This is a genomic window from Kitasatospora fiedleri (assembly GCF_948472415.1).
Lineage (GTDB): Bacteria > Actinomycetota > Actinomycetes > Streptomycetales > Streptomycetaceae > Kitasatospora > Kitasatospora fiedleri.
Genome location: NZ_OX419519.1, coordinates 7,377,927 through 7,392,125, shown reverse-complemented (window position 1 = coordinate 7,392,125; position 14,199 = coordinate 7,377,927). Strand labels below are relative to the sequence as shown.

Sequence of the window (14,199 nt, the reverse complement as noted above, 5' to 3'; positions counted from 1 at the left end):
CGGGTGGTGGGCGGTCAGGCGGCGGGACGGTGGTAGGCGGCGAGGAACTTGCGACGGGCCAGGTAGCTGGTCGCGTTCGGGGTGGACGTGTACGGGTGGGTCATGCCGATGCGCCTGGCGGTGACGGTGGTCACGGTGACGGTGTTGCCGCTGTGGTAGCGGGCGGTCCAGGTCTGGCCGGGCTCGATGCCGTCGGGGTCGGTGGTCAACACGGGCTCCTCGGGTGGTTGGTGGCCTGAGGCGGCGGACGCCCCGGCGGGTCATAGTGAACGCTACCGAGTTACGGCGACGTGGCGTCGCTCCGTGAGTTCTTGACGATAATTCAGTACAGCACACTTATGACGCGCGCCACAAGTCATGTGCCTAGTTCACTCCGGGAAGCTCGTCCTGCTCCCCTGCCGGCCCGGGAACCGCGCGCAATGGGACGCTCGCGTTGCCGTCCTTCACTTGCCACACGCCGTCCTTGAAGGACCGAGTGCGCATGGGCAGCATCTCCCCGCCGTCCGCGGGAATCACGGTCCGCTCCCGGCCGCCCCCGCTGACGATCCCGCGCCGCTCTTCCCCCGTCGCCGGGCTGACCCACGCCACCCATCCGGCGAACGCCGTCTTCGACGGGCGCGGAATGCGGCGTGGTTCCGGGCGGAGGTCGACGGGCCGGCCCCTGGGGCCACCCTTGATCTTCGAGACGTCGAAGAGTTCCGGCTGCACAAGACCGGCGCCTACCGTCCGGCGAAGCACTGCGAGCAGCTCGGCGTGCTCCGCGTCAACGCGCTCCGAGTCGCCGCCGGTGGTCTCCAGCTTGACGGCCGGCGTGCCGTTGAAGGTCACCTTCCTTCCCACTCCGGACCAGAGCTCGGGGAGCGGCTGGTGTCCTCCGCTCCAACGGATTGCGCGCTCCCGCGGCTCCGTGAGCCGGGTCGAGTGCAGCGTCTCGCCGTCTGCGCTCAGGTAGTCGACGTTCCGGGCGAAGGTGTACGGGATCGGACCCAGGTCGGGCATGTTCTCTCCTCCAGAAACACCAAAGGCCCCTGACGTCCTCTACTCGTCAGGGGCCCAGCGGTTGGGTGTCAGTCGTTCTCGCCCAGCAGCCAGACGGCCAGGCGGATGATGTGCTCCTCGCTCGGCGCGCCCGCTACGAACGGGTCGCCGGAACTGCCACGGAGCAGTTCACGCGCCTTCTCCGCGGCAGCCGAACGGCGGGCGAAATCTGCGGCATCCTGCGCGGCGGAAGTGCGGGGGTGGCCAGCGAGTTCGGGATCGGAGGCGGTCGGCTCCGGGCGGATCGAGTGGACCCAGACGGTGCCACATCCGTCGGGCTGCACAAGGTACGGGCACATCGTGTCTTCGGTATCCACCTCCACCAGCAGCCCCGCCATGCCGTCGATTCCGGACTCGGTGCGGTCGCGGTACTCCTTGACCACCACAACCCGGTCACCGGCCTGCGGCTGCCGCGTGTCCTCGCCCAGAATGGCGGTCAGTTCGTCGCGCAGACGGCGCTCAGGTGCATCCCAGTCGCCCCCACCGCCGCCCGTCGGGGTGCAGTGCGATGTAACCGGCGTCGGTGGTTATGGACTTCTCCACGCGCAGCACCATGCCGCGGAACCCGTCCGCGTCACTGACGATGATGTCGGCCATGCTCTCTCCTCAAGCTTCGTGGTCGAGTACCGAAAACCGGCTTTCGGTTCTCAGTGGGTCAGCGCGGTGGCGTGGCCGTAGTCGTCGGCGTCCTGCCACGCCTCCCACGCGTCGCGCTCGTCGTCGGAGTAGGCGGCCATGTCGCCGGCGGAGGCGCCGGCCATGTCGTAGGCGTCGAGGGACGGGAGGTTCATGAGTGTCCTTTCGTCGTGCGGGTCGTTGATGTTTGCGTGAATGGCTTACGCAGCTTCGGCCAAGTCGAGGCCTAGGGCCGTACGCGCCTGCGCCAGCCCCTCCGCGCGGATGGTGCGCACGCGGTTCACGGTCACGTGGCCCAGGTGACCGGCGATCTCGGACGACGTCATCTCCGGCATGCCGATCCCGTACGTCGCGCGCAGCACCAGCGCACGTCGCGGCAGGATGCTGCCGAGCGCCTGCTCGGCGAGCGCGCGAGCCTCCGCACGCTCGGCAGAGCGGTCCGCGGACGTGTCGGGGACGGTGTCCGCGAGCGTGAGCGCGGTGCCGTCGGACGTGCCCGAGCCGCCTGCCGGGGCGTCCCACTGCACGACCGGGGTCGTCAGCTCCGCAACCACCGCGTCCCAGCGCTGACGGCTCACGGTGCCGCCGATTCGCCGCGTACCGTCGCCGGCCCGCTGCGCGTTGATGGAGGCGTACGCGCGCTCCATGTCGCCGCCTGCCCGGGTGATCGCGCGCCGCGCCGTGATGAGGAGGTCGGGCTCGACCGTGACGGTCGTGGTCATCCCGAGCCACGCGACCAGCACGCTCCGGTGCACCAGACGATACGCCCAGGATGCGAGCTTCGCGGCGCTGGCGGTGTCGTAGGCCAGCACGGCCGAGATCAGCGCACACCGGGCTTCCTGCATGAGGTCTTCGCGCTCTTCAACGTTCCGCGCCGTGCCCACGACGGTGTTCACGATGCCGCGCAGCAGCGAGTCGTGGGCGTCGATGATCAGCCACATGGCACCCGAATCGCCAGCCTGCGCGGTCTGGATCATGTCGTCCGTGATCTCCGTCTGCTGCATGGCTGCCTCCGTATTCGCGCTGTTTCCTAGGTAGTTAGGCCCCACGGCCGAAGCGCCCGGGCTCTTAAATGTGACCTGCGTCACATATGAATTCGGGCATGGGGGTGCCGGGGACTTGCGCGCGGGATCGTGACGCGCGCCATAGGCGCTGAAAATGCAACAGGCCCCCACCCGTCAGGGCAGGGGCCTGCGCGCTACGCGCTCCGCGGCACGTCTCTGGGGACCCGGTGGTCCAGCAGGTGATGCACCGTCAAGTGGGCGTCACCCGCGCACGCTACGTCGCACCGGGCGTCCGTCGACTCCTCCCAGCCGGCGACGACGATCACCCCCTCGGCGTCCCAGAGCCACGCCGTGTCCCGGTCCGCCACCGGGACGCCCAGCTCCCTCGCCGCCCACTCCAGGTATCTACGCTGCTGCAGGGTCTCCATCGGCCCCGTCAGGACTACCCGCCCCGTAGCAGCCAGCTCCCTCGTCCTCCGCTGCTGCATCCTGCTCCCTCGTCCAGGGCTCTCCCTCCCATGCGGAGAGGGCTCGATCGAGTGCTGCCCGACATCCGCGGATGTGCGCGGCGGCAACTCGCATGTACTGCACGGCCGTTCGGATCTCGGTGGCGACGGCGAGCCGCCCCTCGTCCAGGGCTGTGTCTTCGGTGGGTCGTCCGGGGCCGGTCGACGCGCGCCGGCCAGTGTTGTCGGGGTCTGCCGGCGGGCGCACAGAGCGGACGTCAGCGATTGCGTCCGCCTGATCCATCAGGAGGCGCACCTCAGCCAGGTCTGCCAGCAGCACCGCTGAAAGCGCGTCCACACAGGTGATCGGTGTGACGTGCGGATGACTGTAGGTCATGGTCACCTCTCGGACAACGGATCTCGTCCAGATTTGAACTGTAGGTATGTGGCAAATGCCCGTTTTAAGATGCCGTTATGGTGTCGGACGTAGGCGCAGACTTGTGGCGCGCGGCACATGACCAGCACATTTGGCCGGACATCTACACGCGCGACCGTGACAAAACCGTTATGTGATTAGTCGTTATCCGGCGCGCCGGGCTGCGTTACCGCAGGTCACAGCCAAAAAGTAATTGGAGTGTGACACTCCGGATTCACGCCCCCTGTCGCTGTGGGAGCGCTCCACTTGTGAAGGTGCTCACTGAGTGCGATGACTTCGATCCGTTACAGCCCGGGCACGCCGGCACTAGGTTCGGCCATCGATCTGCACCCCCGCGGCACACAGGCACGACGTGATCGACCTCCATGCCGTCGGTCAGCCCGACGTCACAGTAGAAGCACCCGTACCACCCCAGCTCCTCCCAGAGGCTATGCAGCCGGCGGGAGTTGGTGCTACCGGCCGGCGCCGTGGACTTGATCACGGGCACAATCCATACCCGTCTCTGTCGGCGGGCGCCGGTACCGTCAATGGATGGGTCGAACACTGTCACGCCGCCAAGGAGAGAGCGCGCCGCTGCGCCACGTCGGGGTGCGCCGCGTACCACTCGTCCTCCCTGGTCATCGTGTTGGCATCCTTCATGTACAACCCTCCCCAGCTACGACCGCCGACCTCAGGGTCGGTGTCCAGCGCGACGCCGAAGAAGTCCATCGCCATGTGCTGGCCGATGGTGCGCGCCACCTCCTCCGCGATGTCCTCCGGCGCCTGGGCGACCAGCTCGTCGTGCACCGGCAGGAGGAGGTAGTCCGTCAGGCCGGCGTCGTCCAGGTCGAGCAGGGCCTGACAGAGGACGTCGCGGGCGGTGCTCTGCACGGCGTAGTTCGTTGCGGCGTAGACCCTGTCACGGTCCAGCGGAAGCCGTCGGCCGGACGGCGTCCAGACCACGTGGCCGTGCGCCCGAGCGTCGCGCTGGACCTGCCGCGAGTAGCGTTTGATCCCCGGATAGACCCGGTCGTAGGCGGCAATGGCGGCTTGAACTTCCGCCAGAGGAGCGCCAGTTTGGCGCGAGAGTGTCTGCGCGCCACCTCCATAGACCTTGCCGAAGCCGACCCCTTTGCCCATTTTGCGGTGATTCTTGGTGAAGTTCGGTCCCCAGATCAGCTCCGCAGTGAAGTCGTGGAGGTCCCGGCCTTCGTGGATCGCGCGCTTCATCGTCGTCTCGTCCGCCAGGGCGGCCAAGACGCGCATCTCCACCGCGGAGTAGTCCACGCTGATGATGCGGTGCCCGGGGTCCGCCATCAGTGCACGGCGAATCGTCCAGTCACCGGACGGGAGTTGCTGAAGGGGCGGGTTCGAGATGGACATGCGGGCCGTGCGCGCCTGGAGGCTGTTGATCTTGCAGTGTGCGCGACCTTCGGCGTCCAGCCCGTCACGGAGCTGCAGCGCGTACGACGTCCTCCACTTGCCGGCCCTCTTCGAGCGCAGCACCGCGTCCGCGAGCGGATTCGGCGTCCGTGTCCCGCGGGGCTTCCACTGTGTGTCGAGGTCGGCCAGGTCGAGCAAGATCGCCTTGTCGACCTTGTACGCGCCGCCGGCAGTGCGCTCCGTCAACGTCTCGCCCATGCCGACCAAGGCCGCCGACACCTGAGCCGTCGCGTTGACCGACGTAACGCCGTACTTCGCGGCCCGGGCGGCGTGGTGCGCAGCCTCCTCCTCCAGCCGGTTGACAAGGTGCCGCACGTAGTCCTGGTCGACACGCATCCCCTTGCGCTCCATCCGCGCCACGATCAGCATCACGCGGTGCTCGAAGGCGACGAGCCCCTGACGCACTCCGGCATCCGCGAGTCGCTGCTCCAGCCGGGGCCGGAGGCGGGACAGGAGGATCACGTCCAGGCCGGCGTACAGGAGGTACGTCGGGTGGTCGGTCGGAATCCCGGCCCACCCGGCCGCCTTCGTCAGCCCGAGGCTGCGGAAAATCGCCGTCAGGTCCTCCTGTGTGTCCGGCGCGCTGGGGTCCACAAGCTGCGCAGAGAGCGGCTTGAGGCCCAACCCGGCCCCGCCTTCCTGCGGCTGCCGCGGGTCGTAGAGGTGGGCCAGGATGCGCGTGTCGAGGACCTTCGGCCCTAGCTGCTCCAGCGGGAGCGCAGCATGCTTGTCCAGAACCAGAAGGTCAAAGGGGGCGTTGTGAATCTCGATCGACGGCAGCGCCTGCAGCGCCCACCGTGCTGCCGCCAGCAGGTCCGCGGACACCTCCACGCGCAGTACCCATGCCGTCAGCGCGTCGCCGAGCTGGACGGTACGGAGGCGGTAGCCCGGGCGGTAAGTGTCCAGGCCCGTAGTCTCCGTATCGACCGCAACGCGGCGGCCAGCGGATACCTGGCGCTGCACCCAGGAGCGGAAGAGGTCCAAGTCACGCGAGTCCTCCGGGACGTGGACCTCCACCCGCTCCCCCGCCACGGTGTGCGAAAACGTCCTCACGCTGCCTCCGCCCGTCCCTGCCCGAAGATGTCCGCGGCGCCGGACGGCGCGACGGGCTGCTGCTCTGCTGCGCGGCGCTCTGCGTCGGTCTTCTCCCGGATGCCGTCAAAGCCCCACTTGCCGCCAACTCGGCGCTTCCTGAAGCCGCGCGACTCCATCTCGACTCCGAGGGCCCAGCCGGACAGCGTCTCCTTCCGGCTCAAGCGCGCGTCCTCGGCCCAGTCCCCGTAGGCCCGACGGAGCTGCATCGGCGCGATACGCGCACCGTCTTCCGTGGTCAGGCAGGCCGCAATGAACTCGGCCAGCCTGTCCTCGCTCTCGCGGTAGTCCTGGGTGGACGTGGCGATCGACGCCGGCTCCGTCAACCCGTCCGTGAACCATGCGACGGCACCGCGGACGGCCCATGCGAGGATGCCCTCCGCCTCCGCGCGGAGCCTCCCTTGCAGACCCCGATCCTGGGCAGCGCCGTCGAACACAGCTTCCCAGGGGATGAGCTTCACTCGTCGCCAGATGCCGTAGTCCTGACTCAGGATCGCCGGCTTGTAGTTGGTCTCCACCTGCAGCAGGTACTGAGGGGCGTAGGTGAACGAGTTCTGGTGCAGGAACCGGACGGTGACCTTGTTGCCGTCGCCCGTAAGCTGCTTGATCAGCGGCTCGACCAGGCGCGCGTACTTCTCCGACTCGGACGCCAGGACGAGCCGGTACCCGCGCAGTCGGGCCAGCTCGGGCGACGCCTGACCGGCCTCCGGTTTCTTCTCGAAGGTGGCGAACTCAGCGGACTCGGTGATGCCGCGGAAGACGTAGTTCAGGGTCGACGTGTAGACGGTCTTCCCGTTCTTCCCTCCACCGTGGTGGATGACGAACACCTGTTCGCTGGTCAAGCCCGTGATGCCGTAGCCGATCAGCCGCTGCACGTACGCCGGTAGCTCCGGGTGGTGGGGGAACACCTCCGTGAGGAATTGCTCCCACCGATGGCACTCAGCCTCCGGCCGGTACGCCACCGCAAGCCGCTTCGTGATCAAGTCGGCCGGATCATGCGGCTGCAGAGCTCCGGTTCGGAGGTTCACCGTTCCGTTGGCGACGGACAGCAACTCGGGATCTGCGTCCAGCTCGTCAGCGCTGAGCGGCACCCCGGGTACGCTCGGCAGCTCGGCCAGAATCCCCGTGATGTGCCGGTTCGTCAGCGCCTTCAGCGCAAGCCTGCGCTCAGCGTCACCGCCCTCCGCAATCATCTCAGCGCCCATCCGGTGTAGCGCGCGGCGCACCTGATCCTGCCCCGGCACCCACATCGTTCCGTCCCACGTCAGAAACCCCAGCCCGCTCGCGTAGCGCACTCCCCCGCCCTGTGCGCGAATCCAGTCGCGGAGACGGACGGCGAGCCCGACGTCAGTGGCGTCGAAAGCTTCGCGAGCGCTGCCGCGGAGCATTGGAAGGTCGTCGGAGTCTTCCGTCACGGCGGGCGCCGCGGGTGTCGGCGGCTCCGGTTCCGTCAGGTCGACGGGTTCAGCGGCACGAACGGCACGATGTAGAGCAGCGGGGAAGGCGGTCGGGTCGTCCTCGCGCCAGTCGGTCAAGTCCCATCCGTCCTGCGGAATGGCCAGGCGCCGCACCATGACACCGGCCCGGACGAGCGCTTCCGCCAGTGAGTCGGTGAAGCCGGCGCCCGCTCGGTCCCGGTCACCGGCGATCACGACGTCACGGTCGCGGAGGCCGGCCGCCAGCTCGGCGACGAGCGAGGTGTTCCGGGCGAGGCCGGCACCGCGGACGACCACCGCGTCGTAGCCGACGGCCACAGCCGTCAGCCCGTCCCCGGGACCCTCCGTGATCAGCACCGTGTCGTAGCCGGCGCCGGCGGACAGCAGGCCGTACTTCGCCCAGGTGCGCCCGTCGACGTTCGCCAGCGACACCCACCGCGCCGGGCACGCGCCGCCGATGTCCCGCCCTTGCAGCCCACGCACGACGCCGTCAACTCCCGCCAGTGGCACAGTGACCCGCGGATGGCGAGTGAAGCCCCGGGACAGCCACTTCTGCGGCCGATCCCCCGGCGTGCAGAAGCCGAGTTCGAGATCCTCCGCCAGGTCCGGTCCGACGCCGAAACGGCGGGCGAGGTACTCCAGTGCCTCCGGCGAGGACTTCAGCGCCCCTGCCGTCTCCTCCACGAATAGCCGGAGTCCGGCAATCTCGCCCGGTCCAATCGACTCGGGCGGAGCGGCGGAGACGGTGCGGGTTGCGGTGCCGGGGGTGACGTCGAAGAGATCCGACGGCGACAGGTGGAGCTTGCGGAGGACGCGGTCCTTCTCGCAGCCTGCGCGGCAGACGATCAGGAGCCGGCCGTCCTCCTTCAACGTCAACTTCAGCGACGGCGTCCGACGGTCCGCATGGGCAGGGCACAAGGCTAGGTAACCGTCATGGTCCTCCGTCACGCCGGTCAGCCGGTCCAGCAGATCCGACAGTTGCACAGCTCTCCTCTCCTCGGGCATGACGAAAGGGGGCGCCCTCCGAAGAGAGCGCCCCGTGAAACGTTGGTGTGGCTAGCTGAAAGTCATTCCTCGTCGGGAACCTCGTCCACGGTGAGCACCTCGTCCAGGCTCAGCGAGTACGCGGAGTGCCTGTCGCCCCGATCGAGCGCGGTCTCAACGGCGGAATCCGGGCTGAGGCCGGTCTCTCCGGAGTACGTCAGCCAGCCAGTGAACCGAATCCGTGTCGCCATCAGTGCCCCTTCCCGTGTCGCTGTACGTGGTCGGCGTGAACCGTCGGCGCGATGGCGAGCAGCGTCTCCTCCGCGTCCCGCAGCCGGTTGATCAGCTTGGCGTCCGTCTCCAGGTCGCGGACGACGTAGCCGGCCGAGACGTTCGCCCGGCGCCGCTTGACGATCGCGCAGCCGTACGGCTGCATGGCGTTGATCGCCTCGCGGTTGGCCTGGGCGACGTAGGCCGAGAGCGTGATCTTCTGCTCGTCCTTGCACTCCACGGCGTGGAGGTAGTAGCCGTCCAGGTCACCGATGTCGCGCCGACCCATCTGGACGTTGCGGCGGACATCGGGTTGGCCGGCCTCCTGGAGGTAGCCGCGAACAGCGGACTCCCACCGAGTGCCCCGGTCCTTGGCGTCACTCACCGGCGTCCCCTGGCTCTCGGGCCGTGCGAACGCGGTACTCCCAGTAGGTCTCCGTGTCCGTTACAGCTTCGACCTCCACAACGGCACCGAGCAACTCACCGTCAACCGTCAGCCAGTTACCCGGACCGGCTACGTGCACCGGCACGGTCCCGTCCGCCTTCCGAAGGACGACCACGTTGTGCCCGAGTTGCCCGGCCTTCGGGTGCTTCTCCTCCTGCCGGCCGTGCTGAGCACTGACGCCGATCTCCATCGACAGCCGGCCGTACTGTCCGGCCCGCGCCCGCCCGACCTTCACGCGGCCGTGGGTGGTGGAAGCGGAAAGGATGTAGTCGCCGGGCTCGATGTCGACGCCGAATGAGTCCTTCACGGTGCCTCCTTCGGCAGCGCAGTGACGTTCTTGACGATGGTCAGCGTGACCGGCTTCGGCACACCCCAGCGGAAGAACTCGCGGCTGGAGCGCGTCGGAAGAATCTGGACTCGCATCTCCGTGGGCTGCCCGTCGGGCGTCGCCCCCTCAGCGAGCCGCTTCCACCCGTAGGTTTCCGGGTCCCGCACAGCGACGTAGATGTCCGTCACCGTGCCTTCCTGCATCTCGCACGAGCGCCCGGACATCCGCGGGTAAAGGACGATGTCACCGACGCCGTATTCGGCTCCTCGCCAGTCAGTGAGGCGCATCGGGCACCGCCCTCAGCTTCTTCGCGATGGCAGCCGCGTCGTTGCCGAGCCGCGTGTACACGGGGTAGCCGTCTTCGTCGCGGTGACGGACCAACCGCAGCACGGTAGCGTCCCACCGCCACACATCCCCGTCACTATCTTTGACGTACTCAGACACTCGCCATCACCCCTCCCGGACCGCCAGCTCCAACCAGCTCCAGCGCAACGCCGGTGCCGAACTCTCCGCTCTCGATCACGCCGTCCCCGCCGAAATTCTTCAGCGTGGCCAGACGCTGCTGTGCGTCGACCTCTTCGAGGTACGGGCCCCAAACCTTGCCGACCGGGTAGCGGAAAGCTTCGACGGTCTGGACTACGCGGTACTCAGTCACGGAACCACTCTCCCCACTCCAGCAACTCGGTTTCGTTGACGTGTGCGGTGCCGCCGGCGTTCTCCACGACGGTCTTCTGTGCGAGCGCTTGCGCTACGTTGTCGTAGGGGCCGAAGATGTGGCCGGCCGGGTACGGCGTGTCCATGAAGGGCCGCGCCGGGCGGGTGCACGCGTCGTCAACCACCGTGCGGTACAGCCGCTCTGCGTCAGGTCGGATGCGAGTCACTCGACTTCCTCCCAGACCGTCTGCGCGCGCTCGATGATGGCCAAGACGACGTCTTCGCGCAGGACGTGCCCCTGAGCGTGGTGACGGTAGTGGTGCGTGAGCGACGTCAGTTGACCCTGTGCTGCCGCGCGCGTCTTGTAGGGTCCCAGGTACTCAGTGTGGGTCTCGCCGGTGTAAAGCCACTCCGGGACGTCCGGGCCGGCGTCCCACCGGTACTCCGGGTTCCTGCCCTCGCGGACTCGGCGGACGATCTTCGCCCGGAAGACGTCGCCGCTCTTCGCGGGCATGGTGCGTGCCATCAGCTAGCCCATCCTGTCTCCGGGTTGCGGACGTCGAAGGCTTCCCACGTGAGTGTGGCCCGTTCGACCGTCACGGAGACGACCTGGCGCGTCAGAATCGTGTCTCCCGGACGGGTCGTCTGACGCGCCGTCTCCGCCTCCAGGGCCCGCGCCACGCGCCCGGCCATGCGGCGAGCGGTGCCGGGATCGTTGTAGGGTCCGCGAACGTCGGCATGGACGGCGTCCTCCCACGCCTCCAGATAACTGGAGCGTACGGCGTCCAGGAAGTACGTACCGACCGTCTCCGGGTTCCGCTTCCGATGCCGGTACCTGACGACGGAACGCCAAACTTCCGGGGTGTCGAGCAAGACATTCGTTGCCATCAGTTCTCCTCCCACTTCTCCACGGCCCACCCCAGCAACCGCACCAGCCAGTACGCGGCCAGCACGGCGAGCCCTACGCAGCCGAGTGCCCACCCGCCGCCGACGATGTAGATCAGCCACTGGTTCACGGCCGCGCCTCCCGCTGGTGCACGACGCTCGCGCCGCGGGTGATGGCCACCCCGATGGCTTCCAGGAACCGTCCCCAGTCGGCACGTTCGGGCGCACCGGGGGCGACGACGATCATGTCGTTACGGCCCAGGGCCCGGACGGTACCCAGCGCGGGGGCGCCGTCCGGGCGGATGATCAGGGTTGCCATCAGGTGGTGACCCTCGTCAGGGGGCCGTAGGTGTCGAGCACGTAGCGCAGCGAGCAGCCAGAGTCGAAGGTCGACCAGCCGCGCATCTTGCCAGCCGGAGTACCGTCGTCGGCCTGCTGCTCGGGGCTGAACTGCCACATGTCGTCGTCCTTGTCCCGGTACTCGGCGGACAGGTCGTAACGGACGCCGCTGATAACGCAGTAGCCGGACGGCTCGTCGGGAAGCGCCTCCAACTGACTCGCGTCTACGTACCACGTGGTGCCGTTGTGGTAGACGTCGACCGAGTCGGGCTCGTTGTCGGAACCGGCCTCGACGCCGGTCACCTCCACCACGTCCCCCACGTGCAGGCCAGCAAGGTGTGGGCCATCGACCAGCACCCGGGCGCGCCCGCCGATCTTCAGCTCAGTGGGCTCATCGGCCGGGGCGAGTGTCAGGAACCGCGCCGCGGACGTCTCGTGGTTACCGTCCTCATCCTCCAGGACGTACCACGGGTGGGACGGCGCGTACTTGTCGGTGAACGGGCCGGCAACGACCTTGCTGCGCTCCTCGTTGAAGAGGACGCACGCGCCGATCTCGAACTCGGGGCGGAGGGTCAGGCTGCCTCCACGCACGCTCCCGGCTCGCCGAGCCATCGACCCAGCCGTGAACGCCACGGTGTAGTGGTCGCCGGTGCCGTCGTCGGCACTGAACATGCCGCGGAACGGTCCGAACTTCACCTCGCCGTCGCCGAACACCGCGTGCGTCACCTTGTCGCCGGCCTTGAACGTCTGCTCCGTCATCTCTCCTCTTTCACTGCACGAAGAAGCCCCCGCGTCGTCGGTGCGCGGGGGCCGGGTGGTACGGACGTCAGGCGACGTTGGATTCCGGGTCGGCGTAGCCAGTCACCGCGAAGTGCTCGGCCGCGACAGCGACGGTCTTCCGCGTCTTGCGCTGAATGTGGCCGGAGTCGCGGCCGGTGGGCTGGACGAGCAGCTCCGGGTGCGAGCGTCCACGGGCGTCGCGGATCGTCCGGATTGTCCGAACGACACCCTCCGAGTTGCGCACCGTGTTGCCCTGGCGCGACGGGTAGACGCCGACGCTGCCCTCGGTGATCGGCTGACCGGTGAAGTCGGTGAGCTTGCGGGACATGTCTCTCCTCTGCTTCTTCGCTACAGTTGGGGCGCCCGGCCCCTGGCGGCCTCTACTCGCCGGGGACCGGGCGCGCTCGTGGTGACCGTCAGGCGGCCTTGTCGAGCACCGCGGGGGCGGAATACGCGCCCAGCACCTTGATGACCGGCTTGTTGTAGCTGACGGTCTTGCCCTTCATTGGGCCGCTCTTGGCGACGAACTCCACCAGTTCAATCGACAGCCGGCACCGCGCTGGACCACCGACCTCGTCCAGCGCCTCCAGCACCTCGTGCAGCACCTTCGCCAGGTCCCACGCGCCGAACCGCGCGCGGAAAAGGCCCAGCTCGGGGGCATCGACCAGCTTGAAGCGGACGCGAATGTCCGGCTTCGGCCCGCGACCGGTCTTCGCGAGCGCCTTACGGTCCGCGAGCAGCTCCGGGCAGCCGCACGGCTTGCCCCTGTCCTCGTCCGGGCCCAGGAACTCGACACCATCGCACCAGTGGATCGGCTCACCACCGACCGAGCCGTACAGGCGCATGTCGGACTGGATCGCGGCCGAGCCGTCGATGACGACCTCGACGGACGGGGATGTCGTCAGGATCTCCAGGTTGTCTTCACTCTCGGTGTCCCAGTTCGCCACCTCGCCGCCCAGGATCTCGGCGACGCGAGCGGCAACGGCCGGGTCCCCGGTCGTCACCCGCCACTCATTGAGGGACTCCGGCCGGGCGCTGCGCCCGGTACCGGTCATGCGGCCGGAGCGGAAGCGGCCGACCACCTCGTCCGCGAAGCTGGTGCGCGGTCGCGGCTTGGCGTCCGGGTCAGTGTCGAAGATTCGCAGTCCTGCCATGTGTCTGTGCCTCTCGTCGGCTGCATCGTCCAGTGCGCTGCGCCGCTCGAAGCGGCGTGCACTGTAGTAGTTAGGCCCCAGAGCCGCAGCGCCCGGGCAGAACCGAAAGCCGGTTTTCGGTTCTCAGCGGCCGTCCCGGTTGCTGAGCGGCACGTACGCACGCCCCTCACGCTCCGCCGCCAGCCACTCGTGCATGCAGCCGTAGACGAGGTGGAGGCGATCGCGGTGCTGGTGCTCCTCGCCGGCGAACGCCCAGCCGTAGAGCTGCTGAACGTCGTCGGCGAAGCCTCGAGCACGATCCCGGCCAGGCTTGTCCGGATCGCGGCTCAGCACCGCCAAGACACGCTCCGCACAGGCCCGGTAGCCGCGCTGCCAGTCGGTGACATCGTGCTCGTCGGCCACGTGAGCGGCCTCGCGGACCGCACTGAGGCACGCCTCTGCCGTCTCCGCCCGACGGCGCTGAACGGCCTCCTCACGCCACGCGGCGTACTTCTCAGCCCGCGCGGCCGCATACGCCTGACGGGTCGCCTCGTGCAGCTCCTCAGCGTCCATCGGGCACGCCCTCGACCACACCCGGAACGTACGCCGCCAGTTCTGCCATGGCCCTTGCCCACCGCTCCTCCCGCAGCCGCAACGCATCCTCGAACGGCTGCTGCCGATACCGCACCAGCTCACCGAGGGACATGACCCGCGCCATGCCGCCGCGCTGCTTACGCAGCCGGGCGAGGTGGCGGTGCAGCATCCACAGCTTCTCCCGCTGCTGGTCGATGAGCCATGACTGGCGCTCCATGTGGGTGTACACACCCGTCCACCCCTCGCACCTCAGGCACCGCGCTGCCCGACCGTGCGT

At 68.4% G+C, this 14,199-nt stretch carries 26 protein-coding genes; all 26 read right to left on the bottom strand.

All coding sequences use genetic code 11. The features are described from left to right. Window positions 1–14: 14 nt before the first annotated feature. A complete protein-coding gene (locus QMQ26_RS33730; protein WP_282203940.1) occupies window positions 15–209 on the bottom strand; it encodes a hypothetical protein in 195 nt (64 codons plus the stop codon). Window positions 210–363: 154 nt separating this feature from the next. Continuing rightward, window positions 364–999, bottom strand: a complete 636-nt coding sequence (locus tag QMQ26_RS33725; RefSeq protein ID WP_282203939.1) for a hypothetical protein — start codon at window positions 997–999, stop codon at window positions 364–366. Window positions 1,000–1,067: 68 nt separating this feature from the next. After that, entirely contained in the window at window positions 1,068–1,421 is a 354-nt protein-coding gene (locus QMQ26_RS33720) for a hypothetical protein (RefSeq protein WP_282203938.1), read from the bottom strand. Window positions 1,422–1,497: 76 nt separating this feature from the next. Then, a complete protein-coding gene (locus QMQ26_RS33715) occupies window positions 1,498–1,635 on the bottom strand; it encodes a hypothetical protein (RefSeq protein WP_282203937.1) in 138 nt (45 codons plus the stop codon). Window positions 1,636–1,685: 50 nt separating this feature from the next. After that, the gene (locus QMQ26_RS33710) at window positions 1,686–1,829 is read right to left on the bottom strand and encodes a hypothetical protein (RefSeq protein WP_282203936.1); all 144 of its coding nucleotides are present in this window, start codon (window positions 1,827–1,829) and stop codon (window positions 1,686–1,688) included. A gap of 45 nt (window positions 1,830–1,874) precedes the next feature. Beyond that, window positions 1,875–2,678: a sigma-70 family RNA polymerase sigma factor gene (locus QMQ26_RS33705; protein ID WP_282203935.1), complete on the bottom strand. Its 804-nt coding sequence runs from the start codon at window positions 2,676–2,678 to the stop codon at window positions 1,875–1,877. Between the two features lie 194 nt (window positions 2,679–2,872). Further along, window positions 2,873–3,106 (bottom strand): hypothetical protein, encoded by a 234-nt coding sequence (locus tag QMQ26_RS33700; RefSeq protein ID WP_282203934.1) that lies wholly within the window; start codon window positions 3,104–3,106, stop codon window positions 2,873–2,875. Beyond that, window positions 3,084–3,428: a DUF7169 domain-containing protein gene (locus tag QMQ26_RS38775; RefSeq protein WP_449768981.1), complete on the bottom strand. Its 345-nt coding sequence runs from the start codon at window positions 3,426–3,428 to the stop codon at window positions 3,084–3,086. The genes QMQ26_RS33700 and QMQ26_RS38775 overlap by 23 nt, the downstream gene beginning before the upstream one ends. 346 nt (window positions 3,429–3,774) lie before the next feature. Then, window positions 3,775–3,927, bottom strand: coding sequence for an HNH endonuclease (locus QMQ26_RS38515; protein WP_404814233.1), 153 nt, complete (start codon window positions 3,925–3,927; stop codon window positions 3,775–3,777). Window positions 3,928–4,106: 179 nt separating this feature from the next. Then, complete coding sequence (locus QMQ26_RS33695; protein WP_282203933.1) at window positions 4,107–5,966, bottom strand: DNA polymerase; 1,860 nt, start codon at window positions 5,964–5,966, stop codon at window positions 4,107–4,109. A gap of 65 nt (window positions 5,967–6,031) precedes the next feature. Beyond that, on the bottom strand, window positions 6,032–8,494 hold the full coding sequence (locus QMQ26_RS33690) for a phage/plasmid primase, P4 family (RefSeq protein ID WP_282203932.1): 2,463 nt from the start codon (window positions 8,492–8,494) through the stop codon (window positions 6,032–6,034). An 83-nt stretch (window positions 8,495–8,577) separates the two neighbouring features. Further along, window positions 8,578–8,745, bottom strand: coding sequence for a hypothetical protein (locus QMQ26_RS33685; RefSeq protein ID WP_282203931.1), 168 nt, complete (start codon window positions 8,743–8,745; stop codon window positions 8,578–8,580). Beyond that, complete coding sequence (locus tag QMQ26_RS33680; RefSeq protein WP_282203930.1) at window positions 8,745–9,149, bottom strand: hypothetical protein; 405 nt, start codon at window positions 9,147–9,149, stop codon at window positions 8,745–8,747. Before QMQ26_RS33680 ends, QMQ26_RS33685 begins: the two co-directional genes overlap by 1 nt. After that, window positions 9,142–9,516, bottom strand: coding sequence for a hypothetical protein (locus QMQ26_RS33675; protein ID WP_282203929.1), 375 nt, complete (start codon window positions 9,514–9,516; stop codon window positions 9,142–9,144). Before QMQ26_RS33675 ends, QMQ26_RS33680 begins: the two co-directional genes overlap by 8 nt. After that, the gene (locus QMQ26_RS33670; RefSeq protein ID WP_282203928.1) at window positions 9,513–9,824 is read right to left on the bottom strand and encodes a hypothetical protein; all 312 of its coding nucleotides are present in this window, start codon (window positions 9,822–9,824) and stop codon (window positions 9,513–9,515) included. Before QMQ26_RS33670 ends, QMQ26_RS33675 begins: the two co-directional genes overlap by 4 nt. 149 nt (window positions 9,825–9,973) lie before the next feature. Next, complete coding sequence (locus QMQ26_RS33665) at window positions 9,974–10,192, bottom strand: hypothetical protein (protein ID WP_282203927.1); 219 nt, start codon at window positions 10,190–10,192, stop codon at window positions 9,974–9,976. Beyond that, window positions 10,185–10,418 (bottom strand): hypothetical protein, encoded by a 234-nt coding sequence (locus QMQ26_RS33660; RefSeq protein WP_282203926.1) that lies wholly within the window; start codon window positions 10,416–10,418, stop codon window positions 10,185–10,187. Before QMQ26_RS33660 ends, QMQ26_RS33665 begins: the two co-directional genes overlap by 8 nt. Next, on the bottom strand, window positions 10,415–10,717 hold the full coding sequence (locus QMQ26_RS33655; RefSeq protein WP_282203925.1) for a hypothetical protein: 303 nt from the start codon (window positions 10,715–10,717) through the stop codon (window positions 10,415–10,417). The genes QMQ26_RS33660 and QMQ26_RS33655 overlap by 4 nt, the downstream gene beginning before the upstream one ends. Further along, entirely contained in the window at window positions 10,717–11,079 is a 363-nt protein-coding gene (locus QMQ26_RS33650; RefSeq protein ID WP_282203924.1) for a hypothetical protein, read from the bottom strand. The genes QMQ26_RS33655 and QMQ26_RS33650 overlap by 1 nt, the downstream gene beginning before the upstream one ends. Then, entirely contained in the window at window positions 11,079–11,207 is a 129-nt protein-coding gene (locus tag QMQ26_RS33645) for a hypothetical protein (protein WP_282203923.1), read from the bottom strand. Before QMQ26_RS33645 ends, QMQ26_RS33650 begins: the two co-directional genes overlap by 1 nt. Next, entirely contained in the window at window positions 11,204–11,395 is a 192-nt protein-coding gene (locus QMQ26_RS33640) for a hypothetical protein (protein WP_282203922.1), read from the bottom strand. The genes QMQ26_RS33645 and QMQ26_RS33640 overlap by 4 nt, the downstream gene beginning before the upstream one ends. After that, entirely contained in the window at window positions 11,395–12,174 is a 780-nt protein-coding gene (locus QMQ26_RS33635; protein ID WP_282203921.1) for a phiSA1p31-related protein, read from the bottom strand. Before QMQ26_RS33635 ends, QMQ26_RS33640 begins: the two co-directional genes overlap by 1 nt. A 67-nt stretch (window positions 12,175–12,241) precedes the next feature. Then, window positions 12,242–12,523 (bottom strand): hypothetical protein, encoded by a 282-nt coding sequence (locus tag QMQ26_RS33630; protein WP_282203920.1) that lies wholly within the window; start codon window positions 12,521–12,523, stop codon window positions 12,242–12,244. An 88-nt stretch (window positions 12,524–12,611) separates the two neighbouring features. After that, window positions 12,612–13,349 (bottom strand): recombination directionality factor, encoded by a 738-nt coding sequence (locus QMQ26_RS33625; protein WP_282203919.1) that lies wholly within the window; start codon window positions 13,347–13,349, stop codon window positions 12,612–12,614. A 123-nt stretch (window positions 13,350–13,472) separates the two neighbouring features. Beyond that, window positions 13,473–13,901 (bottom strand): hypothetical protein, encoded by a 429-nt coding sequence (locus tag QMQ26_RS33620; protein ID WP_282203918.1) that lies wholly within the window; start codon window positions 13,899–13,901, stop codon window positions 13,473–13,475. Next, window positions 13,891–14,151: a hypothetical protein gene (locus QMQ26_RS33615; protein WP_282203917.1), complete on the bottom strand. Its 261-nt coding sequence runs from the start codon at window positions 14,149–14,151 to the stop codon at window positions 13,891–13,893. Before QMQ26_RS33615 ends, QMQ26_RS33620 begins: the two co-directional genes overlap by 11 nt. Window positions 14,152–14,199 lie beyond the last annotated feature (48 nt).

Bases quoted from the DNA above. Each gene is read 5' to 3' on its own strand.
- QMQ26_RS33725 (WP_282203939.1), bottom strand. From the start codon at position 999: ATGCCCGACCTGGGTCCGATCCCGTACACCTTCGCCCGGAACGTCGAC.
- QMQ26_RS33715 (WP_282203937.1), bottom strand. From the start codon at position 1,635: ATGGCCGACATCATCGTCAGTGACGCGGACGGGTTCCGCGGCATGGTG.
- QMQ26_RS33710 (WP_282203936.1), bottom strand. From the start codon at position 1,829: ATGAACCTCCCGTCCCTCGACGCCTACGACATGGCCGGCGCCTCCGCC.
- QMQ26_RS33705 (WP_282203935.1), bottom strand. From the start codon at position 2,678: ATGCAGCAGACGGAGATCACGGACGACATGATCCAGACCGCGCAGGCT.
- QMQ26_RS33700 (WP_282203934.1), bottom strand. From the start codon at position 3,106: ATGGAGACCCTGCAGCAGCGTAGATACCTGGAGTGGGCGGCGAGGGAG.
- QMQ26_RS38775 (WP_449768981.1), bottom strand. From the start codon at position 3,428: ATGGATCAGGCGGACGCAATCGCTGACGTCCGCTCTGTGCGCCCGCCG.
- QMQ26_RS38515 (WP_404814233.1), bottom strand. From the start codon at position 3,927: ATGGAGGTCGATCACGTCGTGCCTGTGTGCCGCGGGGGTGCAGATCGA.
- QMQ26_RS33685 (WP_282203931.1), bottom strand. From the start codon at position 8,745: ATGGCGACACGGATTCGGTTCACTGGCTGGCTGACGTACTCCGGAGAG.
- QMQ26_RS33670 (WP_282203928.1), bottom strand. From the start codon at position 9,824: ATGCGCCTCACTGACTGGCGAGGAGCCGAATACGGCGTCGGTGACATC.
- QMQ26_RS33655 (WP_282203925.1), bottom strand. From the start codon at position 10,717: ATGGCACGCACCATGCCCGCGAAGAGCGGCGACGTCTTCCGGGCGAAG.
- QMQ26_RS33650 (WP_282203924.1), bottom strand. From the start codon at position 11,079: ATGGCAACGAATGTCTTGCTCGACACCCCGGAAGTTTGGCGTTCCGTC.
- QMQ26_RS33640 (WP_282203922.1), bottom strand. From the start codon at position 11,395: ATGGCAACCCTGATCATCCGCCCGGACGGCGCCCCCGCGCTGGGTACC.
- QMQ26_RS33635 (WP_282203921.1), bottom strand. From the start codon at position 12,174: ATGACGGAGCAGACGTTCAAGGCCGGCGACAAGGTGACGCACGCGGTG.
- QMQ26_RS33630 (WP_282203920.1), bottom strand. From the start codon at position 12,523: ATGTCCCGCAAGCTCACCGACTTCACCGGTCAGCCGATCACCGAGGGC.
- QMQ26_RS33625 (WP_282203919.1), bottom strand. From the start codon at position 13,349: ATGGCAGGACTGCGAATCTTCGACACTGACCCGGACGCCAAGCCGCGA.
- QMQ26_RS33620 (WP_282203918.1), bottom strand. From the start codon at position 13,901: ATGGACGCTGAGGAGCTGCACGAGGCGACCCGTCAGGCGTATGCGGCC.